Consider the following 25,983-nt stretch of genomic DNA (forward strand, 5'->3'; position numbering starts at 1 on the left):
ACGGCCTCAGCTCGCCCGCGTCGAGGCGAGCCAGAGGCCGCCGCCGACCAGGAAGCCGCCGCTGAGCTTCGACAGCAGCCGGACGCGATTGCGCGACAGCAAATGCCCGGCCTTGCCGGAGAGCAGGGCATAGGCGCCGTCGCTGAGCGCAGCGAAGACCAGCGCGGTCGCGCCCATGATCGCGATCTGGGTGGCGTGGTCGCGCGCGGGATCGAGGAACTGCGGGAAGAAGGCGCCGAAGAACAGGAGCGTCTTCGGGTTGCTGAGGGCAACCAGCGCGCCCTGCAGGAAGAAGCCGCCGCGCGGCGGCTTCGCCGGAGCCGTGCCGTCGAGATCGGCGCCCGCCGAACGGAACATCTTCCAGCCCAGCCAGATCAGATAGGCGGCGCCGGCCAGCCGGAGCCATTCGAACCCATGGCCGAGCGCGGCGACGACCGAACTCAGCCCGATGCCGGCGACGAGGACCATGATGCCAAGCCCGAACTGGGTTCCTGCCACGTTGAGGAGGCCGGCGCGGGTACCGTGCTTCAGGCTGTTGGCGACGATCAGCGTGACCGTCGGCCCGGGAACGATGATGATGACGATGCAGGCGATGAGATAGGCGGCATAGGTTTCGAGCGACATGGCGCTGGTCTCCGGCAGTGTCGCATAGTGATCTGCCGATCTTGATGACCTGTCCAGATGCTCCGCCTTGCTGCGGATCGGGAGATAGCGATGGACCGGACGGGCTTTGTCGTGGAGCCGCTGACGCCCGAGCGCTGGGGCGATCTGGAGGACCTCTTCGGCCCGCAGGGGCCCTGCTATGGCTGCTGGTGCAATCATTTCCGCATGCCGCAGCGATTGCGCAAGCCGTTGCTGGGCGAGGGGGCGCGGCAATTATTCGAGGACCGGGTGAAGAAGGGGCCGCCGCCCGGCGTGCTCGCCTATGCCGAGGGCAAGGCCGTAGGCTGGCTGCAGGTCGGCCCGCGCGCCGATATCCCCGAATGGAACAATCCCCGCCGCGCCTCGACGCCGCTGCCTGATGCACCTGCGGAGGATGCCCGTAACTGGGCGGCCTCCTGCTTCTTCGTGCGCAAGGGCTTTCGCGGCAAGGGCGTCACAGGTGCGCTGCTTGATGGAGCTATGGCCTTCGCGCGCGATAGCGGCGCGCGATTGATCGAGGCCGCGGCTATGGACAATGAGGACAGGCGCAGCGTTGAGGGGCTTTATGTCGGACCGGAAAGCGTGTTCCGTCGCGCGGGCTTCGTCGAGGTCGCGCGGCAGAAGCCGGGGCGGCCGCTGCTCCGGCTGGTGCTGTAGACGCGGCTGTCAGCGGGAGAGCCCACTGAGGAAGGCCGTCAGCCGCTCCAGTGCCTGCTTCCCTTCCGGGCGGCCGAGATCGAACTGGTATTCATGCGGCAGCTTCGGCTCGGTCTCGGGCGGGAAGAACAGGGTGTCGACCATGACGCCGCGATCGCGCAGGGCCTGCGCCATCACCACCGATTGTGGCGCCAGCGGGTCGCCATTGCCGACCGAGATGAAGCTCGGCGGGAAGGCTTCCGTGACATAGCGCGGTATGGAAGCCTCGGTGATGCGCTCGCTGTCGAAGGGATTCGACGTGCCGAAATAGGCGAGAAGTACGGAACGGATGAAGCCGCCGAAGGGGCCGGTCAGCTCGAAAGCCGTTGGATCGAAGGCGCCGCAGAACAGGACCGTGCCGCGTAGCGCTGCCGCCTCGACGGCAGGTTTCAGGCCGAGCAGTTCCGCGTAGTCCTTGCCCGTCAGGCCGGCGGCGAGCTGGGAGGCGATATGAGCGCCGGCCGAATCGCCCGCCAGCACGATGCGCGTGGGATCGATCCCGAGGCGCTGGCCTTCGCGCTGCAGGAAGCCGAGCGCGGCATTCGCCTGGAGCACGGGGCCGGGATAAGGGGCCGTCGGCGCACGGGTGTAACCGATCGCGACCGCTGCGAAGCCGCGCCCGGCCAATATCTTGAGATAGGGCGCCACGTCCTGCCGGTCGCCGGCGACAAAGGCGCCGCCATGGATCCAGACGATGGTCGGGCGCCCAGGTTCGATGCGGCCCCCCGGCGGAAGATAGATGTCGAGCTTCTCGTCCTCGGCGCCGCCGTAGCGGATATCGCGCTGCTCGCGGATGCCGGCCGGGACATGCGGGGCGAGCGCGGCCGTGGTCTTCGATGCTCCATAGCTGAAGGCGAGGCGCGTCAGCAGCGCCGACGGCCAGGGCGATAGCACGAAGGCAGCATAGCCGATGAAGGCCAAGCCGAGGCAGAGCAGGAGGATTCGTTTGGCGCGGCGTCTCATGGCGTGAAGCTAGGCCGGCCCGCGATCCCTCGCAATCGCGCCGGGACAGGGCTCGCGCGGCGGTGTGGAGGATTATTACGTATCCGGCTAAGTTATTGATATCGTTACGTCATCTTGCTTCGCGTTAACCTCGTGTTCGTTCGCCTCTGTCAGATGGACGGGGACTACGAGACCGAGGCTACGATGCGGCGACTGGGACTGACGGCGAAGATCATGATTTTCTTCGCGCTGCTGGGTCTCGCCGGGGCGCTCGGCCTCGCCAGCGCCTTGCGCGGCTTCGACGAGGCCCGGCGCATCGATGCCGGCGCTTTCTCGGATATCCGCCTTGCCGGCAGCGCTTCGCTTCTGTCCAGCCGGATCGCGGCGGCTGCACTACTCAGCCGGGTCGATGCGGACAGTTCCCGGCAGGAGGTCGAGGTGATGCTCGGCAAGCTCGACGCTGCCATCGATCTGGTCGATGCGGCGCGTGCGCATCTGATCTCGGCCCTGCCGGCGAACCTGCGCGACGCGAACCCGACGCTCGATGCGCGGATCAAGACCTTCATCGCCTTCCAGCATGGCATCGTCGATATCGGCCAGCGCGTCTCGGCCAAGGCCGCCTTGCTGGAGGCCGGCGCCGAGGAGGCGCGGGCCAATGTCGATGAGATCGTCGCGACGACCGCTGCGCTGCGCGATCAGCTCGCGAAGCGGGCCAGCGACGCCTCCTTGCGCGCCGCCGCACGGGCCGAGGCCGTGCGCTTCCGGACGATTCTCTTCGCGGTTCTGCTGCCGCTGGGAGGCGCGCTTCTCGCGCTGCTGATGCTGCGCAGCCAATTGACGCGACCCCTGCGCAATCTGATGGAGGCGATCCGGCAGGCGGTGGCGTCGGACCGGGTCATCGACGTGCCGCATCGCGACCGCGCCGACGAGATCGGCCAGCTCGCCCGCGTCGTGCGTCAGCTCAGCGAGATCAGGGCGACTTTGGTGACGCGCGAGAGCGAGGCCGACGATGCGCGGCGCCTGGAACAGCTCCGCAATGCCGAGCTTGCGGGAATCGCCGACGAGTTCGAGGCGCGGCTCGGCGTCCTGCTCGGCGAGATCGGGCGGTCCAGCGAGGTGCTGCGCATGGCGCTGCAGGACGCGGCGGTTCGCGTCCACCAGATTTCGCGGAGCACCGAGACGGCGGCGGCTTCCGTCGATGGCGCGGGGATCGATGCGCGGCGTTCCAGCGAGGCGGCCCTGCGGCTGGATTTCGTCGTCGGCCAGATCAATGCCGAGGTCCGGCGGGTCTCGGAAATGGCAACCGACGCGACCCGAGAGGCGGCCGGCACCCATGCGCTGGTGACGCGTCTCACAGAGAACGCGGCCCAGATCCGCGATGTCGTGGGCATCATCGATGCGGTCGCGCGCCAGACCAACCTGCTCGCCCTCAACGCGACGATCGAGGCCGCGCGTGCCGGGGCCCATGGCCGCGGCTTCGCCGTGGTCGCCGCGGAGGTGAAGACGCTCGCCAATCAGGCATCGGATGCTGCCGGGCGGATCGTCAGCCGGATCGCGCAGGCCGACGAGGCCCTGTCCCATGCCGCCGAAGCGGTGTCGGCGATCGGGGCCAGCGTCGCGGCGGTCGAGCAGACCGGCACCGAGATCGCGACCATGGTCGGTTCGCATGTCGAGCTGCTCGGCTCGCTCGGCGAGACCGTGGCGCGGATATCCGATGTGACCGGCACGGCCGCGCTGGCGATGGGCGAGATCGCCGCCGCCAATCTCCAGACCGTCGGCCAGGCCGATACCGGCGCGGCGAGCGCACGGGAGCTCGACCAACGGATCAACGCCCTGCAGGCCGAGGCCGAGGCTTTCGTCAGGAGGTTGCGCGCCGCCTGAGCGGTTCCGGCATCGCCGGGCTTGCCTCGCGGCCCGACTCGGCCCCATCTGCGCCATGCCTCTTTTAATGATGGTTCCGCGATGAGCTGGTCGCCCCAGCAGGATATGGCTTTGACCGCCGTGGCGCGCTGGCTGCAGACCGGTGAGCCGCAGCTTTTCCGCATGTTCGGCTATGCCGGCACCGGCAAAACCACGCTCGCGCGCCACATTGCGGAAGCGGTCGATGGCGACGTCGTCTTCGCCGCCTATACCGGCAAGGCCGCGCTCGTGCTGCGCAACAAGGGCTGCCATGGCGCGCAAACCATCCATTCGCTGATCTATCGCTCGCGCGGCGTCGATGAGGAGAGCCCGATCTTCGCGCTCAACCGCGACAGCGCGGCGGCCAAGGCGAAGCTGATCATCATCGACGAATGCTCGATGGTCGACGAGGAATTGGGCCGGGACCTGCTTTCCTTCGGCACGCCGGTTCTGGTGCTGGGCGACCCGGCCCAGTTGCCCCCGGTGAAGGGCGGCGGCTTCTTCACCGAGCAGGAACCGGATGTCATGCTGACCGAGGTCCACCGGCAGGCGGCGGACAACCCGATCGTGCGGATGTCGATGATCGTGCGCGAGGGCGGGCAGCTCGAACTCGGCGAATACGGCCCGAGCCGCGTGATCCGGCGGGGCGAGATCAATCCCGAGATCGTCATGGGCGCCGATCAGGTGCTGGTCGGCATGAACAAGACGCGGCGCAACTACAATGCCCGCATCCGCCAGCTGATGGGTCGTGCCGACAACAGCCCGGTCGCCGGCGAGAAGCTGGTCTGCCTGCGCAACGACAAGAGCAAGGGCCTGCTCAATGGTGGCTCCTGGATCGTGCAGGAGATCAAGACCTCGAAGAAGGGGTTGATCACCATGCGCGTCACGCCGGAGGACGATGCCGGTGGCAAGGCGGTGAAGGTCTCGGTGCTGCCGAACTTCTTCGACGGCACCGAGGATGAAGTGCCGTGGGAGCTGCGCAAGCATACCGACGAGTTCACCTTCGGCTATGCGCTGACCGTGCATAAGTCACAGGGCTCGCAATGGGACGATGTCGTGCTCTTCGACGAGAGCTTCGCCTTCCGCGAGCACCGGGCGCGCTGGCTCTATACCGGCCTGACCCGCGCGGCCGAGGCGGTCACGGTGGTGGTCTAGACGCTGGAGCGAGGGAACGGTCATGGCGAAGGACGAGGTTCAGGACCAGGCGGCGTCCGAGCTCATCGACGCGAAGATCGGGGCACTCGGGGACTGGCGTGGCGCAACGCTGGCACGGATGCGCGCGCTGATCCGCGAGGCCGATCCCGACGTCATTGAGGAGGTGAAGTGGCGCGGCGTGCCGGTTTGGTCCCATGGCGGCATCATCTGCACCGGCGAGACCTACAAGAACGTGGTCAAGCTGACCTTTATGAAGGGTGCTTCGCTGGCCGATCCTGCCGGCCTGTTCAATTCGAGCCTGGAGGGCAATGCCCGCCGCGCTATCGATATCCGCGAGGGCGAGACGTTGGACGCGGATGCCTTCAAGGCGCTCATTGGCGAGGCCGTCGCGCTCAATACGTCACGCTCGAAACGAGGCTGAGGCTGGAAGCCATTCGCTAAAACCCGAGCGAAAAGCTTTGTTCAAGCCTGTTTCGAGACCAGCTTCGCCAAACATTGCCGAATTGTCATGAAAGCCGCCGGCTTTTCGCCATAGTCGATATCGATCCTCGCATCACGACCAGCGGAGGCCTCGCGGATGGCGGAAACGGGCGAGCTGAAGGCAGGGGCGATTGCACTGCAACGGTTCGGCCTCGGGCCGAAGCCCGGGCAGGGCGAGTCAGCGCGGGCGCAGGTTCGCGACCGGCTTCTGGCGGAGATTGCGGCCGGCAGCGTCGCACAGCCTGAGGGCGCGACCTTTTCCGGCGCGGCCGAGATCGGCAAGGCGCTCTATGATTTCGAGGATCAGGAGAAGCGCGAGCGTGAGGCGCGCCGTGTCGCCGCCCCGGCACCAGGCATGCAGGTCGCGAATGCCGTGCCGCAGGCTGCTCCGGTGGGAGCCCAGAATCAGATGGCGCCCGCGCCGAAGCCCGCAAACGAGCCGGCGCTGCCGTACCGGACCTATCGCGACGAGGTGAAGGCGCGCGTCGATCTCGCGCTTGCGGCCGAGACCGGCTTCGGTGAGCGGCTGGTGATGTTCTGGTCGAACCATTTCTGCATTGGTGCGACCAAGAGCAACATGAGCCGGATCATGGCCGGCGCCTATGAGCGCGAGGCGATCCGCCCGCATGTCTTCGGCCGCTTCGAGGACATGCTGATCGCAGCGGAAAGCCATCCGGCGATGCTGGATTTCCTCGACAACCGCCAGTCGGTCGGCCCGAACTCGCCGGCCGGGCGCCGTCGCGGGCGCGGCCTCAACGAGAACCTCGCCCGCGAAATCCTGGAGCTGCACACGCTCGGCGTCTCCGGCGGCTATGCCCAGGCGGACGTGACCAATCTCGCCCGGATCATCACGGGCTGGACGGTGGTCGGACGCGAGGGCGTGCTCGGCTTTCCCGGCTCCTTCGCCTTCAATGCCGGCCTGCACGAGCCCGGCGTGACGCCACTGCTCGGGCGCCGCTACGACCAGCCGGGCAAGGCGCAAGGCATCGCCGCGCTGACCGATCTCGCGCGCCATCCGGCGACGGCCAGGTTCATCGCGACGAAGCTCGTCCGTCATTTCGTGGCCGATGCGCCACCGCGTGCGCTGGTCGAGAAGCTCGCCCTGACATTCCGGCAGAGCGGCGGCGACTTGCCGACGGTTTATCGCGTCCTGATCGAGGATGACGCCGCCTGGCGCGCGCCGGCCAGCAAGATCCGCTCGCCGCAGGAATTCCTGCTCGCCTCATATCGCGCGCTTGGCCGCAAGCCGGATTTCGGCCAGATCATCGGACCGGCCGGCGTTATGGGGCAACCGTTCTGGCAGCCCTCCGGCCCCAATGGCTATGCCGACGACAATGCGGCCTGGGCTTCGGCCGAGGGGCTGAAGACGCGCGTCGATGTCGCTGCCGGATGGGGGCGGCAGGCGGCGGGTTCTGTCGCCGATCCGCGCGTGCTCTGCGAGGACGTGCTGGGGCCGCTGCTCTCGCCCGAGACGAAGCAGGCGGTGGCGCGAGCCGAGAGCAAGCCGCAGGCGCTCGCGCTCCTGCTGATGTCGCCCGAATTCCAGCGGAGGTGACGCCGATGGTCGATCACGACGACGATGATTGCGAACGGATAACGCCGTCGCGCCGCGCCATCCTTGGTGCGGCCGGAGCGCTCTTCGCCTGGTCCTTCGTGCCGAAATTCGCCTATGCGGCGGCGGGTTCGCGCGATCCGCGCTTCCTGCTGGTCATTCTGCGCGGCGCGCTCGACGGGCTCTCGGCCGTGCCGCCGATCGGCGATCCCGATTATGCCGGCCTGCGCGAGGGCATCGCGCTCGCCAAGGACGGGCCGGAGGCGGCGCTGCCGCTCGACGGCTTCTTCTACCTGCATCCGGCCATGCCGAACCTCGCGCGGCTCTACAAGCAGGGGCAGGCGACGATCGTCCACGCTGCGGCCACCGGCTATCGCGAGCGCTCGCATTTCGACGGGCAGGACGTTCTGGAGAGCGGCCAGCCGGGGGCGGGCGCGACCCAGACCGGCTGGCTCAACCGCTTGATCGCGAGCCTGCCGGCCGGCGAGGGCATCTCGCGCAAGGGCGTGCTCGGCGTCGGCGTCGTGCCGCCGCTGGTGGTGCGCGGCGATGCGCCGGTGCTGGGCTGGGCGCCGCCACGGATGGCGCGCGCCGGCAGCGACCTGACGATGCGGCTCGCCGATCTCTACGGCCAGCGCGACCCCGGGCTGGCGCGAGCGCTGGCTCAGGCGATCGAGACGGAAGGGCTGGCGCAAAGGCGCGGCATGGCCGGCGAGCAGAGGGGCGGCGGTGGACCGGACACGGCCGAGGGCATGCGGCGCATCGCGGAGGGCGCGGCCGCGCTGGTCGGCGCCGATGACGGGCCGCGCATCGCCGCGCTCGCTTTCGAGGGCTGGGACACCCATGCGAACGAAGGCGGCGCCAAGGGGCGTCTCGCCAATCTGCTCGGCGGGCTCGACGGTGCCTTCGCCGCCTTCGAGCAGGGGCTCGGTCCGGTCTGGAAGGATACGGTGGTGATGGTCGCGACCGAGTTCGGGCGTACGGCGGCTGTCAACGGCACGACGGGGACCGACCATGGCACCGGCACCGTCGCCTTCTTAGTCGGAGGCGGGGTCAAGGGCGGCCGGATCGTCGCGGACTGGCCGGGCCTGAAGCCCGAGCAGCTCTACCAGAACCGCGACCTCAAGCCGACGACGGATATCCGAGCGGTTGCCAAGGGCGTGGTATCGGAGCTCTTCGGCGTGTCCGGCCCCGTGCTGGCCGAGACCGTGTTCCCGGAGACCGGCGATCTCAGGCCGGTACAGGGGCTGGTTGCTTAGCGATTGACTGGATTGAGCGAGACATTGTCATCCCGGACGCAGCGCAGCGGAGATCCGGGATCCATGCCTGAAGCTCGCTCGTAAGCGTTCCGGAATGGATCCTGGGTCAAGCCCGGGATGACGGCGTGTTTCCGAGTGAAATCAGCGAATGATGCCTGATCTCACGCCCAGGCGCGCTGCTTCAGCTTTTCCTCGTAGGCGTCGATCTTCGTGCCCTTCTCCATGGTCAGGCCGATATCGTCGAGGCCGTTCAGCAGGCAGTGCTTGCGGAAGGGGTCGATCTCGAACTTGATCTCGCCGCCGTCCGGGCCCTTGATCGTCTGGCTGGCCAGATCGATCGTCAGCGTCGCGTTGGAGCCGCGCTCGGCGTCGTCGAACAGCATGTCGAGCTGCTGGGGAGTGACCTTGATCGGCAGGATGCCGTTCTTGAAGCAGTTATTGTAGAAGATGTCGGCGAAGCTGGTGGAGATCACGCAGCGGATGCCGAAATCGAGCAGCGCCCAGGGCGCGTGCTCGCGCGACGAGCCGCAGCCGAAATTGTCGCCGGCAACGAGAATCTCGGCCTTGCGGTAGGCCGGCTGGTTCAGCACGAAATCGGGGTTCTCCGAGCCGTCGTCCTTGTAGCGCATTTCCGAGAACAGCGCGGTGCCGAGGCCGGTGCGCTTGATCGTCTTCAGATACTGCTTGGGGATGATCATGTCGGTATCGACATTGACCACCTTCATGGGCGCGGGCGTCGAGGTCAGGGTGGTGAAGGGCTGCATGGCGGAAGCTCCGATGGGCCTTTTGGCGATGTTCTTGCGGTTATGGCGGTGAAGGGTTTCAGAGCTGCGATGTCAGCAGCTTGAAGCTGGCGAAGGTGAAGAAGGCGGCGAGGCAGGCCTCGGCCTTGCGGCGAATGCGGCGGTAGCCCGCGATCATCGACGCCGTCGAGAACAGCACGGCATAGAACTGGTTGATCGCGAGCGAGATCAGCATGCAGCCTATGATGATGGCGTAGAGCACGACCGGCGGTGTATCGGGCCGCAGGGCCAGCGCGATGATCGCCGTCCAGCTCAGGATCGCCTTCGGGTTGGTGATGTGCATGAGATAGCCGCGCAGGAAGGTGCGGCGCCCCGAAGCCACCATTTTTGCCGGAGGCATCTCGGCCCGCATCGCCGAACGTGCGGAACGCCAGGCGAGGAAGAGCAGATAGAGGCCGCCGACGATCTTGATGGCGTAGAGCGCGCCCGGATGGGCGACGATCAGGCCTGTGACGCCGATGGCGGCCAGGATGCCCCATGTCAGGGAGCCGGCGGTGACACCGAGCGCCAAGGTGGAGCCGGCGCTGCGTCCGCGCTCCATCGAGGTCGCCATGATCTGGAGATTGCTCGGACCAGGGCTCGCGACTGCCAGGATGAAGGCCGAATAGACCAGCATCAGGCCGGGCAGGTTGCGGATCAGTTCGTCCAGCATCGCCTAGCGCTCCGCCCCGGCTTCGATGGCTTCCATGTCCTCGTCGGAGAAGCCGAAATGGTGGCCGATCTCGTGGACCATGACATGCGTGACGATCGAGCCGAGGCTCTCGTCATGCTCGGCCCAGTAGTCGAGGATCGGACGGCGATAGAGGTGGATGGTGTTGGGCATCTGGCCGGTCTGCGGAGCATAGCCCTGCTGGGGCAGGCCGACACCGCTGAACAGGCCGAGCAGGTCGAACGGGCTTTCCGCCTCCAGCTCCTTCAGCACGTCGTCCTCGGGAAACTCGGTGACGTTGAAGATCACATCCGAGCAGAGCGCGCGGAATTCCTCCGGCAGGCGGTCGAAGGCGGCCTGCGCCAGAATTTCGAACGCCTCCCGCGACGGCGCTTTCACGCCGTCCCAGTCGATCTCTGCTGTTGTCGTGACCCTGGCGTCCACGGTCTTGCCCATCACCAGAATTTCAGTTGGTGGCCGAGCCACCAGGCCAGCACGATGACGCCGAGAAGCGAGAGCGAGCGGCCGATACGCCGGCCCCAGAGCTCGACCTTGTCGCCCTCGGGCGCGTCGGCTCCCGAGAAGTGATCGGCTGCCCGGCCCATCGAGGAGCCGAGCAGGCTTTCGCTGTCGCGCTTGACCCGGTCCAGCGCCGCCTTGGATTCGGCTTCGCGGCCGGCTTCGCGGGGATCGTTCGACATGGTCAGCTCCCCGCCTGTCCGCCTCAGCCCAGCGTACGGACGTCGACGAAGCGGCCGGTGAGGGCCGCCGCCGCCGCCATCGCCGGCGAGACGAGATGCGTCCTGCCGCGATAGCCCTGACGGCCCTCGAAATTGCGATTCGAGGTCGAGGCGGCGCGCTGGCCGGGCTTGAGCTGATCGGGGTTCATGCCGAGGCACATCGAGCAGCCGGGCTCGCGCCATTCGAAGCCGGCGGCGATGAAGATCTTGTCGAGGCCCTCGGCCTCGGCCTGCTCCTTCACCAGGCCGGAGCCGGGAACGATCATGCCGTAGTCGAGGCTCTCATGGAGCTTCTTGCCCTCGACGATCTTGGCGACCGTGCGCAGATCCTCGATGCGGCCGTTGGTGCAGGAGCCGATCCAGATCACGTCGAGCGGGATGTCGGTGATCTTGGTGCCGGCGGTCAGGCCCATATATTCCAGCGCGCGCTTCTTCGAGGCGCGCTTGACCTCGTCGGCAATGAGCTCCGGGTCCGGAACGGCGCCGGTGACCGAGATGACGTCCTCCGGGCTCGTGCCCCAGGAGACGATCGGGGGCAGGTTGGCGGCGTCGAGACGGACGACGCGGTCGAAATGCGCGCCCTCGTCGGTGCGCAGCGTCTCCCAGTAGCGCACGGCGGCCTCCCAGGCCGCGCCCTGCGGCGCCTTGGGGCGGCCCTTCAGATAGGCGAAGGACTTCTCGTCGGGCGCGACCATGCCGGCGCGGGCGCCGCCCTCGATCGACATGTTGCAGACCGTCATGCGGCCTTCCATGGTCAGGCCTCGGATCGCTTCGCCGGCATATTCGATCACCGAGCCGGTGCCGCCGGCAGTGCCGATCTCGCCGATGATCGCGAGCGTGATGTCCTTGGCGCCGACGCCGGGGGCAGGCGTGCCGTCCACCTGGACGAGCATGTTCATCGCCTTCTTCTGGATCAGCGTCTGGGTGGCGAGCACATGCTCGACCTCCGAGGTGCCGATGCCGTGGGCGAGCGCGCCGAAGGCGCCATGCGTCGAGGTGTGGCTGTCGCCGCAGACGATCGTCGTGCCGGGCAGGGTGAAGCCCTGCTCGGGGCCGACGATGTGGACGATGCCCTGGCGCTTGTCGAGCTCGTTGAAATACTCGACGCCGAAATCCCGGGCGTTCCTGGCGAGTGCCTCGACCTGGATGCGGCTTTCCTCTTCGGCGATGCCCTTGGTGCGGTCCGTCGTCGGGATGTTGTGGTCGACGACGGCGAGCGTCTTCTCAGGTGCGCGGACCTTGCGGCCGGTCATGCGCAGGCCCTCGAAGGCCTGCGGGCTCGTCACCTCATGGACGAGGTGGCGGTCGATATAGAGCAGGCAGGTGCCGTCATCCTGCCGGTCGACGACATGGTCGTCGAAGATCTTGTCGTAGAGCGTCTGGGGACCTTTGGTCGCAGTCATGGCTTGGTCTCGGTCTTCTGAAATCGGTTTTGGAGATCATGCGCCGGCTTGCTCGCGCCGGCACGCAAAAACGGTTCGCCTGTCGCCGGCCGCGCGGAAGCGGCCGGTCTCAGGCGCCGGTAAGGCCTGCGGCAATGGAGGCGGTAAAGCGGCCGAAAAAGCGCCAGGGCAAACGGGCATGGTCATGCAGCGCGGCAAAGTCCTGCGTCGTCGGCAGGGGCGGCAGATGGCCCTCTCCCTGCACGGCGCTGAAGCGCTGCAAATGATGCTCACACGGCGACATGGCTACTGTTTAGCAGTTCCAATCAAGACGGACAATCGATGCCGTTGCAGCCGCGCCATCGGCGTGACGCAAGGGTGGCGGCGCCGAGATGACCGTGCGTGCCAGCGCACAGCCTTCTCTAGAGCCAGCTGTGACGTTGCGATAGCATCTCTCGCACTGGCCTGCATCTTCACGGCGTTTCCGATCAAAGGGAGTGGAAACATGAGGATTTCGGCAATCGCGGTTGCGGCCGTTCTTCTGCAACTGGCTCCCGCCTTCGCCCAGGCTCCAGGGAAAGCTCCTGTTGCCGTGCAGAAGGAGTTCGACGGCTTCATCGCCAAGTTCCGTGCGGCGCTGAAGGCGAATGATGCAGCGGCCGTCGCAGCTCTGACGAAATTGCCCTTCATGGCCGATGATACCGTTCGCGACGCGGCGCAGTTCCGCGCCAAGGCTTATCCGCGCGATTTCACCGCCAAGAACCGCGCCTGTCTCCAGCGCGGCAAGCCCGTCTATGCCGTCGACGGCAACAAGAATGACGTCTATTCCGTCATCTGCGGCGCGGCGATCTTCACCTTCACGCGGACGCCGGCCGGGTTCCTGTTCACCGACCTCGACACCAACGACTGACCTTTCGCGCCGCGCCATCAGCGCGATGCGGAGGTGTCGACGCTGACGACAACGGACATGCCGGGCGCCAGCCGCTCGGCGAGGGGCTGGCCGGGATCGACGGCGATCCGCACCGGCACGCGCTGGGCGATCTTGATGAAGTTGCCGGTGGCGTTATCCGGCCGGATCACGCTGAACTCGGAGCCCGCCGCCGGCGAGAAGCGCTCGATCGTCCCTGTCATGCGGGCATGGCGCAGCGCATCGACGGTGAAGCTCACCGGCTGGCCGGTGCGCATGCCGGCAAGCTGCGTCTCCTTGAAATTGGCGATGACCCAGACCTGGTTCGGCACCAGCGCCATCAACTGCGTACCGGCCGAGACATATTGGCCGAGCCGGGCCTGGACCTCGCCCAGCCGTCCGTCCTGAGGGGCTGTGATGCGGGTGTTGCTGAGGTCGATCTCGGCGAGGTGGACTGCGGCCTCGGCGCCCTCGACCGCTGCCACCAGCGACTGGCGGTTGACGATGGCGGTCTGGATGTCCTGCCGGGCGACATCGACGGCGGCATTGGTCGCGGTGATGGAGGCGCGGGCCTGATCGAGCGCCTGCTGGCTCTGGTCCGTCGAGGTCTGGCTGACGACGCCGCGCTCGCGCAATGGCTCGATGCGGCCCCAGTTCGCCTCGGCCGTGCGCAAGGCCGCCTCGGCGCTGGCGACATTGGCGACGGCGGCGCGCAGCCGCGCTTCGGCGGCCGCACGCGACTGATCCGAATTGGCGAGCGCGGCGCGCTGGGCGGCGAGGCCGGCGCGGGCCTGCTCCAGCTTCTGGGCGAAGATGCGGTCGTCGATGCGCAGAAGCAGATCACCCTTCTTCACCGTAGCGAAATCCTGCACCGGGACCTCGGCGACATAGCCGGCGAGCTGCGGCGCGATGATCGTGACCTGCCCGCGCACATAGGCGTTCTCGGTCATCTCGACGGCGCTGGCGAAGGGCGGCAGCCGCCAGGCGTAGAGGATGATGCCGAGGCCGACGAGGCCAATGGCGAGCGCGACATAGGTCGAGACGGAGCGGAGGATGCGGGACATGGCGGTCAGGGTGCGGGTTGAGCGATAGGGGCGGCGGGCTTGCGCAATTGCAGATAGGCGAGGTGTGCGAGCAGGCCGGCGAGGGCGAGAGCGGCGATCGCGGAAATCAGCATGAAGGCGTCGTTATAGGCGAGGACGATGGCCTCCTGAGAGGCCCGCTGGGTGAGCAGTGTCACGCCTTCCGCCCGCAGCAGCGTCGGGTCTGTCAGGACATGGCTATAGATCCCGCCAAACTGGTTGACGCGCTGGGCGAAGAACGGATCGGACAGGACGAAATGCTCGGCCAGCACGTTGAAGTGGAACGTGGTGCGCAGCGTGATGAAGGTTCCGAAAATGGCGGAGCCGAGCAGGCCGCCGATGCTCTGCGTGAACAGGAAGACCGTGATGAAGCTCAGGATGTAGAGCGGGCCGCGCACGATGGCGCTGCCCATGCCCTGCGCCATCGCCGCCGGCAGGAAGAGCCCGGAGCCATAGGCGACCAGTGCCTGGCTCAGCCAGATATCGTGCGGCCTTGTCTGGCTGGTGGCGCCGCTGTCGAGCCAGGCACCGAGCGCGACACAGGCGAGGGCCGTGCCGTAGAACCAGTTCTCGCGGCCCGGCCGCAGCAGCAGCGCGCAGGTGACGCCGCCGGCCAGGATCGCGCAGAGGATCACGCCGTAGAGCGACAGGGTCTGTTCGTTCTGGATGCCGAGCGCCTGGAAGAAATTGGAGGCGCCGACGGTCTGCTCGGCCAGCACGACGCGCATCAGCAGCAGCGCACCGGCGAAATGCAGCGTCGTCGGGCTGGTCAGCCAGCGGATATCGATGAGCGGGCTGTCGCGATGCAGCTCGGCGATCACCGCCAGCGTCAGGCAGATGACGGCGCAGGCGAGGAGCCAGCCCAGCCACGGCGCCTCGAACCACCAGTAGATGCGGCCGAGGCTGAGCGCGACCGCGATCGAGCCGAAGCCGATCGCGATCAGGATATAGCTGACGATATCGCGCGGGCCGATGCATTTGACGCGCGGCGGTGTGGTCAGCGGCAGCGCATAGACGAAGCCGAAGGCGACCATGGCGAGGCCCATCTCGAACAGCGTCAGGCCATGGAAGCCGCCGAGATCGAGCAGCCAGGGCGAGATCAGGCGCGTCACGGGGATGCCGAGCGTGGTGTTGGTCAGCGCCAGCGACAGGCCGACGGTGAGCTTCTTCTGCGGCGGCAAGGGCTCGATCATGTAGAAGAAGGCGAGCGAGGACATCGGCGCCGCCGCCATGCCGCTCATGAAGCGCACGATCACGGCCGAGGGCAGGTCGTGGACGAAGGTGAGGTTCAGGAAGGCGGCGAGCACGAAGCCGGCGAGGCTCATCTCGGCGAAATTGCGCAGGCCGTACTGCATCCTGATCTTGATCAGGGCGATCGAGAGCGAGACATTCGGCGCCATATAGGCCGCGATCAGCCAGTTGGTCTCGGCGAGGGTGGCGCCCAGCTCGCCCTGGATCTGGTAGACATTGGTGTTGACGAGGTTCGCGCCGATCTGCTGCGTCATCGCCAGCGTCACCGAAGCCAGCATATAGGCGAGCGCGCGGGCCGGCGGCATCGTCAGCCCGGCCGGTGGAGGCGGCGCGACGGGCGCGGCGGATGGTTCGGACGTGCTCACGGGGCGGCGCTCCGGCCTGCCGCGATATTGCGCGAGGTGCGGCGCAGGACGTCAAGCGCCGCTTCCAGCTCTTCGGGCGCGATGCCCAGCAGGATGCCGGCACGCAGCTCGGCGAGGAAGTCGAGGATGTCCTGCGCCTGGGCGCGGGCGGTCTCGGTCAGGAAGACGCGGCGCGCGCGGCGATCGCCCTCGACGGAGCGGCGTTCGATCATGCCGTTGCGCTCCAGCCCGTCGAGGAGCCGGACCAGCGTCGGCTGCTCGATATCGAGCAGGCCGGCGAGATCGGACTGGATCGGCCCGTCCGCCTTGGCGAGCTCCATCAGCAGGCGCGCCCGCGAGAGGGTCAGGCCCATGTCGCGCGCACGGTCGTCGACGAGCGCGCGCAGCTTGCGGTTGACGGCGGCAAGTTCGCCGGTGAACGCGGCCTGAAGCTGGGTTAGGTCCATAGCACCAACATAAATAGCATGCTAATGATTGTCATACTTATATGTTCTGAAAATGCATATCAACCGGAAATCCATGCTTCCGATATGCAATTTTTGCATTTCAGCGCGATGGAACCGCGGCGTCATCCGGACAAGCTGCGTAGCAGCGCAGATCCGGGATCCATCGTAGAGCGCCGGAACCCTTCGATGGATCCCGGGGCAAGCCCGGGATGACGCTGCGGTTCCAGAAAAAGCTGGTGGATAGGGGTGCCGTCCTTGGCCTTCAGGCAAGAAAAAACGCGGCCCCGAAGGACCGCGTTCCAATCTCGTTGTGCCGATGCTTTCGGCGCTGAGGGTTCGGCTTACTTGCCGGCGCCCTTCTGGCCCTTGGAGGGCTTGGCATCGACGCGCTCGGCGATGCGGGCCGACTTGCCGCGACGATCGCGCAGGTAATAGAGCTTGGCGCGACGCACCTTGCCCTTGCGGATGACCTTGATCGAGTCGAGGTTCGGCGAGAACAGCGGGAAGACGCGCTCGACGCCCTCGCCATAGGAAATCTTGCGGACGGTGAAGCTCTGGTTGAGGCCGCCGCCGTTGCGGGCGATCACGACGCCTTCATAGGCCTGGACGCGGCTACGCTCGCCTTCCTTGACCTTGACGTTGACCTGCACGGTGTCGCCGGGCTGGAACGCGGGAATGGCCTTGCCTTCGCTCAGCTTGGCAATCTGCTCGGCATCGATCTGTTCGATGATGTTCATGGGTCTCTCCATGGCCGTATTCGCGCGGAAGCGCGGGCTTTCGGCTCGCTGTTTTCAGTTGAGTGCGGGGCCATACAGGAGCGCGGTGGGTTTGTCGAGCGGCAATCCCGGCTTGTTGGCCACGCTGCCGGCATGCATAGCCTGTGTGGAAGCGACACGCCATCGGACGAGATGCCATGACCGATCCCGTTATCAAGACCGCCCTCGTGACCGGCGCCGCGCGCGGCATCGGCCTCGCCACGGCCAAGCGCTTCCTGGCTGAAGGCTGGCAGGTCGGCCTGCTCGATATCGACGGGGCTGGGCTCCAGCGGGCCGCGGCCGAGATCGCGACGCCCGAGCGGGTGCTGGTGCTGACCTGCGACGTAGCGATGCCGGCGCAGCTCGAATCGGCCTTCGCCGGCATGGCCAAGCGCTTTGGGCGGCTCGACGCCCTCGTCAACAATGCCGGTACGGCGGTGTTCAAGCCCCTGCTGGAAACCAGCCATGACGAGTGGCAGCGGGTGATGGCGGTGAATCTCACCGGCCCGTTCCTGGCGACACAGCTTGCGGCGCGCGCGATGGCCGACAATGGCGGTGGCGCCGTCGTCAACATCACCTCGATCTCGGGCCTGCGCGCCTCGACGCTGCGGGTGGCCTACGGCACCTCGAAGGCGGCGCTCGCGCATCTCACCAAGCAGCAGGCGGTCGAGCTCGCGGGACTTGGCATCCGCGTCAACGCAGTCGCGCCCGGGCCGGTCGAGACCGCGATGGCCAAGGCGGTGCACAGCCTGGAGATCCGCGCGGATTATCGCGATGCCGTGCCGCTCGGCCGCTACGGGCTGGAGGAGGAGCTGGCCGAGGCGATCTTCTTCCTCTGCTCGGACCGGTCGACCTATATCACCGGGCAGGTGCTGGCGGTCGATGGCGGCTTCGATGCGGCCGGCATCGGGCTCGCCACACTGCGCGGCGAGCGGCGCAACCTCTGAACTTCGTGCGCGAACCCGTTGTCATTCCGGGGCTTCGCGCAGCGAAGAACCCGGAACCCACGACCGGGTGAGCCCTTTGCCAACGGCGAATGCAATGTCTCACCCGGTCGTGGGTTCCGGGTTCGCGCCTGCGGCGCGCCCCGGAATGACAAAAGGGGCAGATGCAGCCGGCGCGGGAAAACGCCGCTAGCCCTTAGCCTCGCGCTGCTTCAGCAGCTCGTTGAGCATGTCCTGCTGTTCGCTGAGCCGATCGGCGAGGGCCTCCTCGACGGCCGCGCCGGAGGCGCCCGTCGCCTGTTCCATCAGTTCGGCGATGTTGCGCCGGAGAAGGGCGATGCGCTCGTCCAATTCCGTCTGCGAGGCGTTCGCGGGCATCGGCTGTCTCCATGCTCCATCACGACCGTAGCGGCCGTCCGCCTCGTAGAATGTCTGGCGGCCTTCCGGGTTCCCGCCGGAACCGTGTCCGGCCCGATGGCGTTGGTCGGCCATGGTCCTCCGTGCGAGGCAGCCGGGAGGACAAGCGATGAAATCATATGCAGTAGGGGTTGCAATAGCCGTGCTGGCCGCGACGGGGATGGCCGAGGCCCAGACGCCTTCGCCGCCCTCAACGGCCCAAGAAGGAACCGGTAGCGGCTCGGGATCGAGCGGCATGGCGCCGCAGCAGGGAACCGGCTCCGGCGCGACGCAGCAAGCGCCCGGCGCCAATCGCCCGGTAACCGGCGGCGCGCCCGCAGCCGAAACGCCCCAAAATCGTGAATACGGCCGAGAGACGGCGCCGGCCGGCCAGCCGATGCATCAAACCAACCCCGCCGCGGGCGCGAAACGGCCTGACTGAGCAATATCGCAGCCCATTTTCGCGACCGCCGACAAAGCCCTTGCGTCCGCTCCCGATCGGCGCGAACCTCCGTCCAACTGCCTCTCCGACGGCCGCCCGACCCTGTCGGGCCCGAGCGACCGCCGCCCATCCGGCGTGAGCGCATTCGCGGTTCCCGCCGGCTTTCCGCCGCGCCGGAGCCGGGGTTGCCAGACCTTCTCCTCCATCGCGGCCAGTCCCGAAGGAGGAAGCCATGCCCGCATCCGCACAGAACGGAGTCTCCGCAAACGGCACCCGACGCGCGGGGCCGCGATGCATCGCGATCGTCGGCCCCTTCCAGAGCGGCAAGACGACGCTGCTCGAGAGCATCCTGATGCGATGCGGCGCGCTGACCCGCACCGGCACGGTCAAGGGCGGCAACACGGTCGGCGATGCGGCGCCCGAGGCGCGCGCCCACCAGATGAGCACGGAGCCCACCGTCGCGAGTGTCGATTTCCTCGGCGACACCTTCCATTTCATCGACTGCCCCGGCTCGGTCGAGTTCCTGCACGAGATGCGCCATGTGCTGCCGGCGGTCGATGCGGCCGTGGTCGTCTGCGAGGCGGATGACCGCAAGGCGCCGGCGCTGGAGCTGGTACTGCGCGAGCTGGAGGAAGCCGACATCCCGCGCTTCCTGTTCCTGAACAAGATCGACACGGCCTCGCGCCGGGTGCGCGAGACGCTCGCCATCCTGCAGCGCGCCTCGCGCACGCCGCTGCTGCTGCGCCAGATCCCGATCTGGCAGAAGGGCATCGCGATCGGCTTCATCGATCTCGCCCTGGAACGGGCCTTCATCTACCGCGAGCATGCGCCGAGCGAGATCGTGCCGCTGGCCGTCGACGAAGCCGGCCGCGAGAAGGAAGCGCGTTTCTCGATGCTGGAGCGGCTCGCCGATTACGACGACGAACTGATGGAAGAATTGCTCGGCGACATGGAGCCGCCGCGCGACCGCGTCTTCGACGATCTCGCCCGTGAATTGCAGCATCGCCATGTCGTGCCGGTGCTGATCGGAGCGGCCGAGCGCGGCAATGGCGTGACCCGGCTGCTCAAGGCGCTCAGGCATGAGGCGCCGGGGCTGGCCGAGACGCGCGGACGCGCCGGAATCCTGCCGGAGGGCCCGCCGCTCGCGCAGGTGATGAAGACCTGGCATTCGAGCCAGGGCGGCAAGGTCTCGCTGGCGCGGGTGATGCGCGGCCGGCTGGCGGAAGGCGATGTCGTGACCTCCTCGAGCGGCGTCGAGGCCCGTATCGCGGGCGTCGTCTCTCTGAAGGGCGCCGAGCAGAGCCGCAAGCCCGCGGCGGAGGAGGGCGATGTCGCGGGTTTCGCCAAGCTCGACGGCATCGCGACGGGCGAGGCCTTTATGCTCGGCAAGACCCGCGCGAGCGTGGTCAGCGCGGTCGCCCCGCCCGAAGCCGTGCATGCCTTCGCCATCGCGGTGAAGGAGCGCAAGGACGATGTCAGGCTGGCGGCAGCGCTGCAGCGCCTGACGGAGGAGGATACGGCGCTGGCGGTCACGCAGGTGCCGGAACTCGGCGAGACCCGCCTGTCCGGCCAGGGCGAGATGCATCTACGCGTCGCGCTGGAGAAGCTCGCCGGACGCTATGGCGTCACCGTGCTCAACAAGACGCCACAGGTCGGTTATCGCGAAACAATCCGCGGCCAAGCCGGGGCGCGCGGCCGGCATCGCAAGCAGAGCGGCGGCCACGGCCAGTATGGCGACGTCGTGATCGAGGTCGCGCCGCTGCCGCGCGGGGAGGGCATCCAGTTCGTCGACCGGATCACCGGCGGCGTCGTGCCGCGCCAGTATATCGGCTCGGTCGAGGCCGGCATGCGCGATTTCTGCGAGAAGGGACCGCTCGGCTTCCCGATCGTCGATGTCGCGGTGACGCTGACCGACGGCTCCTACCACACCGTCGATTCCTCCGACATGGCGTTCCGGCAGGCGGCGCGGCTCGCCATGAACGAGGCAATGCCGCAGGCGAAGCCGGTGCTGCTGGAGCCGATCCTTTCGGTCGACGTGGTGATTCCCTCGGAGGCGATGTCGCGGGCCTCGGCGCTGATCTCCGCCCGGCGCGGGCAGATTCTCGGCTACGACACGCGCCCCGGCTGGCGCGGCTGGGACCAGATCAAGGCGCTGGTGCCTGAAGCCGAGATGACCGGGTTGATCGTCGAGTTGCGCTCGGCCACGTCCGGCGTCGGCTCGTTCAGCGCGCGCTTCGACCATCTTGCGGAACTTGCCGGCAAGCCGGCCGAGGCCGTGGTCTCCGCCCAGGCGCTCGCCCTCGCGCAGGCGCGCTGAACCGGGAATTCAGGCCCGCCTTCCCTCCGGGAGCCATTCCCTGGCTCCCGGATCGGGCTTGATTTCGTGCCGTGCGGACTGTTTAGATGTGAACATTCGACAGCTCATGGTGGCTGGAGCTTGCGCTCCCGGCCGCTGTTCCGCACTGTACGATCATGAAAATGCACCGGAACCCGTCGCGAGGCGGCCAACCGGGCGAGAGGGAGGGAAGAATGACCGCGACCGGCGCCACGCAGGCCAGGAATGCCTCGCGACCTTGGTTAGCGCATTATCCACCGGCCGTTCCGCCGGAACTCGACGACGCCAAGGTCGGCACGCTGGTGGACCTGATCGGTTCCGCCTGCTCGACCTATGCCAGCCGCCCGGCCTTCGAGAGCTTCGGCAAGACGATCACCTTCGCCGAGACCCGTCAGGCGGCCGAGGCCTTCGCCGGCTGGCTGCAGGCTCAGGGACTGAAGAAGGGCGATCGCGTCGCCCTGATGATGCCGAACATCCTGGCCTATCCGGCGGCGCTCTTCGGCGTGCTGCTCGGCGGCTTCACCGCCGTCAACGTCAATCCGCTCTACACGGCACGTGAATTGACCCATCAGGTCAACGATGCCGGGGCGCGGGTGCTCGTGGTGATCGAGAACTTCGCCCATGTCGTGGAGGAGGCGAAGCCAAACCTGAAGCTCGACGCCATCGTCGTCGCCACGGCCGGCGACCTGATGGGCTTCAAGGGCAAGATCGTCAATTTCGTCGCGCGCCGCATCAAGAAGGTGGTGAAGCCCTACAACCTGCCGGGCTCGGTCGGCTTCCAGCAGGTTCTGCAGGGCGGCGCCCGGATGGCGCCGGTGACGGTCGCCCCGGACGATGTCGCCTTCCTGCAATATACCGGCGGCACGACCGGCGTCGCCAAGGGCGCGACGCTGACGCATCGCAATGTCGCATCCAATGTTCAGCAGGCGGGCTTCTGGCTGGAATGGGTGCTGGAGCCGCCGCTCGGCCGCAGCGACTACCAGCATGTCATGGTGACGGCGCTGCCGCTCTACCACATCTTCGCTCTGACCTGCTGCTGCATGTTCATGCTGCGCATCGGTGCCAAGAGCCTGCTGATCGCCAATCCACGTGACATCCCGGGCTTCATCAAGACGCTGAAGGCGAGCCGCTTCACGCTCTTCTCCGGTGTCAACACGCTCTACAACGCGCTCGCCAACCATCCCGAGATCAGGCAAGTCGATTTCTCCGAGATGCGCTTCGCCGTCGCCGGCGGCATGGCGACGCAAGCCGCGGTCGCCAAGCAGTGGAAGGCCGTGACCGGCCGCCCGATCATCGAGGGTTACGGTCTGTCGGAGACCTCGCCGATCGCCACGATCAACCGGCCGGACCTGACCGAGTTCAGCGGCACGATCGGCTATCCGATCCCCTCGACCGAGATCGCGATCCGCGACGCCGAAGGCAACGACATGCCGATGGGCGAGGCGGGCGAGATCTGCATCCGCGGGCCGCAGGTGATGGCCGGCTACTGGAATCGCCCGGACGAAACCGCCAAGGCGATGACGGCGGACGGGTATTTCCGCAGCGGCGACGTCGGCGTCATGCTGCCGGACGGGCAGGTCAAGGTCGTCGACCGGATGAAGGACATGGTGCTGGTCTCCGGCTTCAACGTCTATCCGAACGAGGTCGAGGACGTGCTGGCCTCGCATCCGGGCGTGCTGGAATCGGCTGTGATCGGCCTGCCGGACGAGCATTCGGGCGAGGCGGTCACCGCCTTCGTCGTGCGCAAGGACCCGACCCTGACGACCGATGCGCTGCGCGCCTACTGCAAGGAGAATCTGACCGGCTACAAGGTGCCCAAGCAGATCTTCTTCCGCGAGAGCCTGCCGAAGACCAATGTCGGCAAGGTGCTGCGCCGTGCGCTGCGCGAGGAGGTCGTTGCCCAGCGCTGACGCCTCCAGGAACTTCCGGAGCCTTCATCCTGAGGAGCCGCGCAGCGGCGTCTCGAGGGATGGTCTAGGAGGCTCCGGAGACATCTGGAGCATCCTTCGAGACGCCATTCCAAGAGAATGGCTCCTCAGGATGAGGGCTGTAGGAGCAAGCTCTCACCTTGGGGGGCGGTCGACAGGCGGGCGAGCATCGTGCCATCTCTGTCGGCTTTCGCGTGGGCGGGTGACCGCCACGCGTCACCGGAGATCGTTGCCGCTTGCCTCATCGCCTCGTCGAACTGCCGCTGCTGCGCCGCCTGAAGCCCGGCCTCCATGTCTACGAGGAGGAGGCGCTGAATGCCGAGCCGGCGCTCGCGCTGCTCGACGAGTCGATCACGCCGGTCGATTCCTTCTTCATCCGCAATAACGGCCATCTACCGGAGATCGACGACAGTACCGAGTGGACGCTGACCATCGATGGCGAGGTCGAGCGCCCGGCGGTCTGGACCGTCGAGGGCCTGCGCCAGCGCTTCGAAACCGTCACGGTCACCGCGGTGCTGGAATGCGCCGGCAATGGCCGCTCGCGCTTCTCGCCCGCGACGGATGGATTGCAATGGCGGCTCGGTGCCGTCGGCTGCGCGCGCTGGACGGGCGTGCGGCTGGCGGATGTGCTGGAGCATGCCGGCCCGAAGCAGAGCGCGGTCTACACCGCGCATCACGCGCCGGACCGTCAGATCGGCAAGCCGGAGAAGGCGGCGCTCTCGCGCGGCCTGCCGATGGCCAAGGCGGTGGCTCCTGAAACGCTGATCGCCTTCGCCATGAATGATGAGCCCTTGCCGCGCCTGCACGGTGGCCCGCTGCGTATCGTCGCGCCGGGCTATCCCGGCTCTGCCTGGCAGAAATGGCTCGACCGGATCACCCTGCGCGATATCGAGCATGACGGCGAGAAGATGCGCGGGACGGATTATCGGATGCCGATCCGGCCGGTGCACCCCGGCGAGCCCCTCGACCCTGAGAATTTCGCTGTCATCACCGACATGCCGGTCAAGTCGCTGATCACAGCTCCATCAGACGGCTTCGTGGCGAAGCAGGGCGAACGATTGAAGGTCGCGGGCTTCGCCTGGAGCGGTGCCGTTGCGCTGGAAGCGGTCGCGATCTCCAGCGACGGCGGCGAAAGCTGGCAGGATGTCGAATTGCAGGCCGGCGAGGGACGCTTTGCCTGGCGACGCTTCGAGGTGGAGGTCGCCGCCGAACCATCAGGACCGTTCGTCGTCATGGCGCGGGCGCGCGATGCCGAGGGCAGCGTCCAGCCGCTGGAGCCGGTCTGGAACCCACGGGGATATTGCAACAATCAGGTCCAGCGCGTGCGCGGATCCGTGGTCGCGTGAGGCTTTGAACCTTTTGGCGGGTTGCTGCGTCTAAGAAGTGGGTCTGCCATTCCGGGCATGGCTCTGCCGCCTCGGTCACTCCTCCTCCCATCGGCGACCGAGGCGGCTATTCTTTTCCGATCCACCAATCCTCGGTCGAACAAGCTCGTCATGCTCGGGCTTGACCCGAGCATCTCTGGCCGGAAGAGGCGCCTTATCCTGCGAGAGATTCTCGGGTCTGCGCTTCGCTTCGCCCGAGAATGACGCGGTTGGTTAGGCCGCGAGAAGCGCCTTGCCGTCGGCGGCGTGGCCGGTGACCGGCAGGATCTCGCCCGGCGCGATGTCGCGGGCGAAACGAACCAGCGTGAAATCCTCTGCACGGCCGGTATTCCCGCGTTCGGTCAGGACGCTAAGCGGGCGGCCGATGCGCGCTGCTAGATGACGCTGCTGCGCCGTACCTGCTGTCGTACGCAGCCGCGCAGCACGCTCCGAGACGATTTCTCCCGAAAGCTGCGGCATGCGCGCAGCCGGCGTGCCGGGGCGGGCCGAGTAAGGGAAGACATGGACGAAGCTGAGCCCGCATTCCGCGACGAGATCGAGCGAGCGGGCGAACATCGCCTCGTCCTCGGTCGGGAAGCCGGCGATGAGATCGGCGCCGAAGACGATATCGGGACGCAAGGCCCGGATCTCCGCGCAGAAGCGGATGGCATCATCGCGGCTGTGGCGGCGCTTCATGCGCTTGAGGATGAGGTCGTCGCCGGCCTGCAGCGAGAGATGCAGATGCGGCATCAGGCGGGCTTCGGTCGCGAGCAGGTCCCGCAGCGCATCGTCGACCTCGACGGCGTCGATCGAGGAGAGGCGCAGGCGCGGCAGTTCGGGCAGGGCGCGCAGGATCGCGCCGGCAAGTGCGCCCAGCGTCGGCTCGTTCGCGAGGTCACGGCCATAGCTGGTGAGATCGACGCCGGTCAGGACGATCTCGCGGGCTCCGGCTTCGAGCAGGGTCCGGCATTGCGCGACGACGTCGGCGATGGCGAGCGAGCGCGAATTGCCGCGTCCGAAGGGAATGACGCAGAAGGTGCAGCGGTGGTCGCAGCCGTTCTGGACCTGGACGAAGCCGCGCGTATGGCTGGCGAAGCGGCCGGTGACGGGCGCGCGCAGGACGGTGCGGGCCATGATGTCGCCGACATCGAGCTTGTCCGTCGCTGCCGTATCGGGATGGCCGAGACTGTTGGAGCGGGCGAGCGCCGTCCAGTTCTCGGGCCGCAGCTTCTCGTCATTGCCGAGGACGCGGTCGACCTCCGGCATATCGGCGAAGCGGGCGGGCTCGATCTGCGCGGCGCAGCCGGTGACGATCACGGGCCTGTCCGGCTGCTCGCGCTTGAGGCGGCGCACGGCCTGCCGCGCCTGCCGGGTCGCCTCGGCGGTGACGGCGCAGGAATTGACGATCGCGGCATCCTTCAGCCCGGCGGCTTCCGCCTGGAGCCTCAGCGCCTCGCTCTCGACGATATTGAGGCGACAGCCGAAGGTGACGACCTCCAGAGCATGTCCACGTTTCGGAGAAACGTGGACATGCTCTGGGTTCTTGTTTGGTCGCATTTTCTTCACGCG

26 protein-coding genes are annotated in these 25,983 nt (G+C 67.3%); 12 read left to right on the forward strand and 14 right to left on the reverse strand.

All coding sequences use genetic code 11. From position 1 onward, the window contains the following. Positions 1-6: 6 nt before the first annotated feature. A complete protein-coding gene (locus tag AC07NY_RS06870) occupies positions 7-624 on the reverse strand; it encodes a LysE family translocator (RefSeq protein ID WP_494582734.1) in 618 nt (205 codons plus the stop codon). Between the two features lie 90 nt (positions 625-714). Here AC07NY_RS06870 and AC07NY_RS06875 point away from each other — a divergent pair, with 90 nt between their 5' ends. Continuing rightward, entirely contained in the window at positions 715-1,299 is a 585-nt protein-coding gene (locus tag AC07NY_RS06875; protein ID WP_494582736.1) for a GNAT family N-acetyltransferase, read from the forward strand. A gap of 9 nt (positions 1,300-1,308) precedes the next feature. Here the strand turns inward: AC07NY_RS06875 and AC07NY_RS06880 are convergent, their stop codons facing one another. Then, entirely contained in the window at positions 1,309-2,301 is a 993-nt protein-coding gene (locus AC07NY_RS06880; RefSeq protein WP_494582738.1) for an alpha/beta hydrolase, read from the reverse strand. 183 nt (positions 2,302-2,484) lie between these two features. Here AC07NY_RS06880 and AC07NY_RS06885 point away from each other — a divergent pair, with 183 nt between their 5' ends. From AC07NY_RS06885 to AC07NY_RS06905, 5 genes are all read left to right on the forward strand, one after another. Then, positions 2,485-4,161: a methyl-accepting chemotaxis protein gene (locus AC07NY_RS06885; RefSeq protein WP_494582740.1), complete on the forward strand. Its 1,677-nt coding sequence runs from the start codon at positions 2,485-2,487 to the stop codon at positions 4,159-4,161. Positions 4,162-4,242: 81 nt separating this feature from the next. Then, positions 4,243-5,334: an ATP-dependent DNA helicase gene (locus tag AC07NY_RS06890; RefSeq protein ID WP_494582742.1), complete on the forward strand. Its 1,092-nt coding sequence runs from the start codon at positions 4,243-4,245 to the stop codon at positions 5,332-5,334. Between the two features lie 22 nt (positions 5,335-5,356). Next, positions 5,357-5,755: a DUF1801 domain-containing protein gene (locus tag AC07NY_RS06895; protein ID WP_492284782.1), complete on the forward strand. Its 399-nt coding sequence runs from the start codon at positions 5,357-5,359 to the stop codon at positions 5,753-5,755. A 156-nt stretch (positions 5,756-5,911) separates the two neighbouring features. Next, positions 5,912-7,369 (forward strand): DUF1800 domain-containing protein, encoded by a 1,458-nt coding sequence (locus AC07NY_RS06900; protein ID WP_494582744.1) that lies wholly within the window; start codon positions 5,912-5,914, stop codon positions 7,367-7,369. A 5-nt stretch (positions 7,370-7,374) separates the two neighbouring features. Then, positions 7,375-8,625 carry a DUF1501 domain-containing protein gene (locus AC07NY_RS06905; RefSeq protein ID WP_494582746.1) on the forward strand — a complete coding sequence of 417 codons (1,251 nt, stop codon included), beginning with the start codon at positions 7,375-7,377 and terminating at the stop codon, positions 8,623-8,625. Between the two features lie 161 nt (positions 8,626-8,786). Here the strand turns inward: AC07NY_RS06905 and leuD are convergent, their stop codons facing one another. The 6 genes from leuD to AC07NY_RS06935 all read right to left on the reverse strand — a co-directional run bounded on the left by leuD (position 8,787) and on the right by AC07NY_RS06935 (position 12,482). Beyond that, a complete protein-coding gene (gene leuD / locus AC07NY_RS06910; protein ID WP_199088048.1) occupies positions 8,787-9,389 on the reverse strand; it encodes a 3-isopropylmalate dehydratase small subunit in 603 nt (200 codons plus the stop codon). A gap of 58 nt (positions 9,390-9,447) precedes the next feature. Continuing rightward, positions 9,448-10,080, reverse strand: a complete 633-nt coding sequence (locus AC07NY_RS06915; RefSeq protein WP_494582749.1) for a LysE family translocator — start codon at positions 10,078-10,080, stop codon at positions 9,448-9,450. A 3-nt stretch (positions 10,081-10,083) separates the two neighbouring features. Next, positions 10,084-10,533 carry a metallopeptidase family protein gene (locus AC07NY_RS06920; protein WP_494582751.1) on the reverse strand — a complete coding sequence of 150 codons (450 nt, stop codon included), beginning with the start codon at positions 10,531-10,533 and terminating at the stop codon, positions 10,084-10,086. Further along, a complete protein-coding gene (locus tag AC07NY_RS06925; RefSeq protein ID WP_494582753.1) occupies positions 10,533-10,778 on the reverse strand; it encodes a hypothetical protein in 246 nt (81 codons plus the stop codon). The genes AC07NY_RS06920 and AC07NY_RS06925 overlap by 1 nt, the downstream gene beginning before the upstream one ends. A 23-nt stretch (positions 10,779-10,801) precedes the next feature. Continuing rightward, a complete protein-coding gene (leuC, locus tag AC07NY_RS06930; protein WP_494582755.1) occupies positions 10,802-12,220 on the reverse strand; it encodes a 3-isopropylmalate dehydratase large subunit in 1,419 nt (472 codons plus the stop codon). A gap of 109 nt (positions 12,221-12,329) precedes the next feature. Then, complete coding sequence (locus AC07NY_RS06935) at positions 12,330-12,482, reverse strand: hypothetical protein (RefSeq protein WP_156134498.1); 153 nt, start codon at positions 12,480-12,482, stop codon at positions 12,330-12,332. Positions 12,483-12,704: 222 nt separating this feature from the next. Between AC07NY_RS06935 and AC07NY_RS06940 the strand changes: the two genes are divergently transcribed. Next, a complete protein-coding gene (locus AC07NY_RS06940) occupies positions 12,705-13,109 on the forward strand; it encodes a hypothetical protein (RefSeq protein ID WP_494582757.1) in 405 nt (134 codons plus the stop codon). 17 nt (positions 13,110-13,126) lie between these two features. Here the strand turns inward: AC07NY_RS06940 and AC07NY_RS06945 are convergent, their stop codons facing one another. From AC07NY_RS06945 to rplS, 4 genes are all read right to left on the reverse strand, one after another. Next, positions 13,127-14,170, reverse strand: coding sequence for an HlyD family secretion protein (locus AC07NY_RS06945; protein ID WP_494582759.1), 1,044 nt, complete (start codon positions 14,168-14,170; stop codon positions 13,127-13,129). A 5-nt stretch (positions 14,171-14,175) separates the two neighbouring features. Beyond that, complete coding sequence (locus AC07NY_RS06950) at positions 14,176-15,744, reverse strand: MFS transporter (protein WP_494583699.1); 1,569 nt, start codon at positions 15,742-15,744, stop codon at positions 14,176-14,178. Between the two features lie 56 nt (positions 15,745-15,800). Beyond that, positions 15,801-16,250 carry a MarR family winged helix-turn-helix transcriptional regulator gene (locus AC07NY_RS06955; RefSeq protein WP_494582761.1) on the reverse strand — a complete coding sequence of 150 codons (450 nt, stop codon included), beginning with the start codon at positions 16,248-16,250 and terminating at the stop codon, positions 15,801-15,803. Between the two features lie 341 nt (positions 16,251-16,591). Further along, the gene (gene rplS / locus AC07NY_RS06960) at positions 16,592-16,987 is read right to left on the reverse strand and encodes a 50S ribosomal protein L19 (RefSeq protein WP_494582763.1); all 396 of its coding nucleotides are present in this window, start codon (positions 16,985-16,987) and stop codon (positions 16,592-16,594) included. Between the two features lie 176 nt (positions 16,988-17,163). On the opposite strand from rplS, the gene AC07NY_RS06965 reads away from it, so the two are divergent. Then, complete coding sequence (locus tag AC07NY_RS06965) at positions 17,164-17,952, forward strand: SDR family NAD(P)-dependent oxidoreductase (protein WP_494582765.1); 789 nt, start codon at positions 17,164-17,166, stop codon at positions 17,950-17,952. Between the two features lie 186 nt (positions 17,953-18,138). Here the strand turns inward: AC07NY_RS06965 and AC07NY_RS06970 are convergent, their stop codons facing one another. Next, complete coding sequence (locus AC07NY_RS06970) at positions 18,139-18,327, reverse strand: hypothetical protein (protein WP_494582767.1); 189 nt, start codon at positions 18,325-18,327, stop codon at positions 18,139-18,141. A gap of 274 nt (positions 18,328-18,601) precedes the next feature. Between AC07NY_RS06970 and AC07NY_RS06975 the strand changes: the two genes are divergently transcribed. The 4 genes from AC07NY_RS06975 (at position 18,602) to AC07NY_RS06990 (ending at position 24,396) form a co-directional block, all read left to right on the forward strand. Next, positions 18,602-18,787: a hypothetical protein gene (locus tag AC07NY_RS06975; RefSeq protein WP_494582768.1), complete on the forward strand. Its 186-nt coding sequence runs from the start codon at positions 18,602-18,604 to the stop codon at positions 18,785-18,787. A gap of 232 nt (positions 18,788-19,019) precedes the next feature. After that, positions 19,020-21,104: an elongation factor G gene (locus AC07NY_RS06980; RefSeq protein WP_492284771.1), complete on the forward strand. Its 2,085-nt coding sequence runs from the start codon at positions 19,020-19,022 to the stop codon at positions 21,102-21,104. A gap of 212 nt (positions 21,105-21,316) precedes the next feature. Then, positions 21,317-23,032 carry an AMP-binding protein gene (locus tag AC07NY_RS06985; RefSeq protein ID WP_492284770.1) on the forward strand — a complete coding sequence of 572 codons (1,716 nt, stop codon included), beginning with the start codon at positions 21,317-21,319 and terminating at the stop codon, positions 23,030-23,032. A 254-nt stretch (positions 23,033-23,286) separates the two neighbouring features. Beyond that, positions 23,287-24,396 (forward strand): sulfite oxidase, encoded by a 1,110-nt coding sequence (locus AC07NY_RS06990; RefSeq protein ID WP_494582770.1) that lies wholly within the window; start codon positions 23,287-23,289, stop codon positions 24,394-24,396. A 252-nt stretch (positions 24,397-24,648) separates the two neighbouring features. Here the strand turns inward: AC07NY_RS06990 and mtaB are convergent, their stop codons facing one another. Further along, positions 24,649-25,971 carry a tRNA (N(6)-L-threonylcarbamoyladenosine(37)-C(2))-methylthiotransferase MtaB gene (gene mtaB, locus AC07NY_RS06995; protein WP_494582772.1) on the reverse strand — a complete coding sequence of 441 codons (1,323 nt, stop codon included), beginning with the start codon at positions 25,969-25,971 and terminating at the stop codon, positions 24,649-24,651. Positions 25,972-25,983: the final 12 nt, after the last annotated feature.

This window comes from Allobosea sp. GW821-FHT09G06 (assembly GCF_059416005.1).

Excerpts from the sequence above, each read along its gene's own strand:
- AC07NY_RS06875 (WP_494582736.1), top strand. The coding sequence starts at position 715 with ATGGACCGGACGGGCTTTGTCGTGGAGCCGCTGACGCCCGAGCGCTGG.
- AC07NY_RS06925 (WP_494582753.1), bottom strand. The coding sequence starts at position 10,778 with ATGTCGAACGATCCCCGCGAAGCCGGCCGCGAAGCCGAATCCAAGGCG.
- AC07NY_RS06955 (WP_494582761.1), bottom strand. The coding sequence starts at position 16,250 with ATGGACCTAACCCAGCTTCAGGCCGCGTTCACCGGCGAACTTGCCGCC.
- AC07NY_RS06965 (WP_494582765.1), top strand. The coding sequence starts at position 17,164 with ATGACCGATCCCGTTATCAAGACCGCCCTCGTGACCGGCGCCGCGCGC.
- AC07NY_RS06905 (WP_494582746.1), top strand. The coding sequence starts at position 7,375 with ATGGTCGATCACGACGACGATGATTGCGAACGGATAACGCCGTCGCGC.
- AC07NY_RS06950 (WP_494583699.1), bottom strand. The coding sequence starts at position 15,744 with ATGCCGCCGGCCCGCGCGCTCGCCTATATGCTGGCTTCGGTGACGCTG.
- AC07NY_RS06890 (WP_494582742.1), top strand. The coding sequence starts at position 4,243 with ATGAGCTGGTCGCCCCAGCAGGATATGGCTTTGACCGCCGTGGCGCGC.
- AC07NY_RS06900 (WP_494582744.1), top strand. The coding sequence starts at position 5,912 with ATGGCGGAAACGGGCGAGCTGAAGGCAGGGGCGATTGCACTGCAACGG.
- AC07NY_RS06945 (WP_494582759.1), bottom strand. The coding sequence starts at position 14,170 with ATGTCCCGCATCCTCCGCTCCGTCTCGACCTATGTCGCGCTCGCCATT.
- AC07NY_RS06985 (WP_492284770.1), top strand. The coding sequence starts at position 21,317 with ATGACCGCGACCGGCGCCACGCAGGCCAGGAATGCCTCGCGACCTTGG.
- AC07NY_RS06870 (WP_494582734.1), bottom strand. The coding sequence starts at position 624 with ATGTCGCTCGAAACCTATGCCGCCTATCTCATCGCCTGCATCGTCATC.
- AC07NY_RS06920 (WP_494582751.1), bottom strand. The coding sequence starts at position 10,533 with ATGGGCAAGACCGTGGACGCCAGGGTCACGACAACAGCAGAGATCGAC.
- AC07NY_RS06895 (WP_492284782.1), top strand. The coding sequence starts at position 5,357 with ATGGCGAAGGACGAGGTTCAGGACCAGGCGGCGTCCGAGCTCATCGAC.
- AC07NY_RS06880 (WP_494582738.1), bottom strand. The coding sequence starts at position 2,301 with ATGAGACGCCGCGCCAAACGAATCCTCCTGCTCTGCCTCGGCTTGGCC.
- AC07NY_RS06915 (WP_494582749.1), bottom strand. The coding sequence starts at position 10,080 with ATGCTGGACGAACTGATCCGCAACCTGCCCGGCCTGATGCTGGTCTAT.
- AC07NY_RS06940 (WP_494582757.1), top strand. The coding sequence starts at position 12,705 with ATGAGGATTTCGGCAATCGCGGTTGCGGCCGTTCTTCTGCAACTGGCT.
- AC07NY_RS06885 (WP_494582740.1), top strand. The coding sequence starts at position 2,485 with ATGCGGCGACTGGGACTGACGGCGAAGATCATGATTTTCTTCGCGCTG.
- mtaB (WP_494582772.1), bottom strand. The coding sequence starts at position 25,971 with ATGCGACCAAACAAGAACCCAGAGCATGTCCACGTTTCTCCGAAACGT.
- AC07NY_RS06975 (WP_494582768.1), top strand. The coding sequence starts at position 18,602 with ATGGCGCCGCAGCAGGGAACCGGCTCCGGCGCGACGCAGCAAGCGCCC.
- AC07NY_RS06980 (WP_492284771.1), top strand. The coding sequence starts at position 19,020 with ATGCCCGCATCCGCACAGAACGGAGTCTCCGCAAACGGCACCCGACGC.
- leuD (WP_199088048.1), bottom strand. The coding sequence starts at position 9,389 with ATGCAGCCCTTCACCACCCTGACCTCGACGCCCGCGCCCATGAAGGTG.
- leuC (WP_494582755.1), bottom strand. The coding sequence starts at position 12,220 with ATGACTGCGACCAAAGGTCCCCAGACGCTCTACGACAAGATCTTCGAC.
- AC07NY_RS06970 (WP_494582767.1), bottom strand. The coding sequence starts at position 18,327 with ATGCCCGCGAACGCCTCGCAGACGGAATTGGACGAGCGCATCGCCCTT.
- rplS (WP_494582763.1), bottom strand. The coding sequence starts at position 16,987 with ATGAACATCATCGAACAGATCGATGCCGAGCAGATTGCCAAGCTGAGC.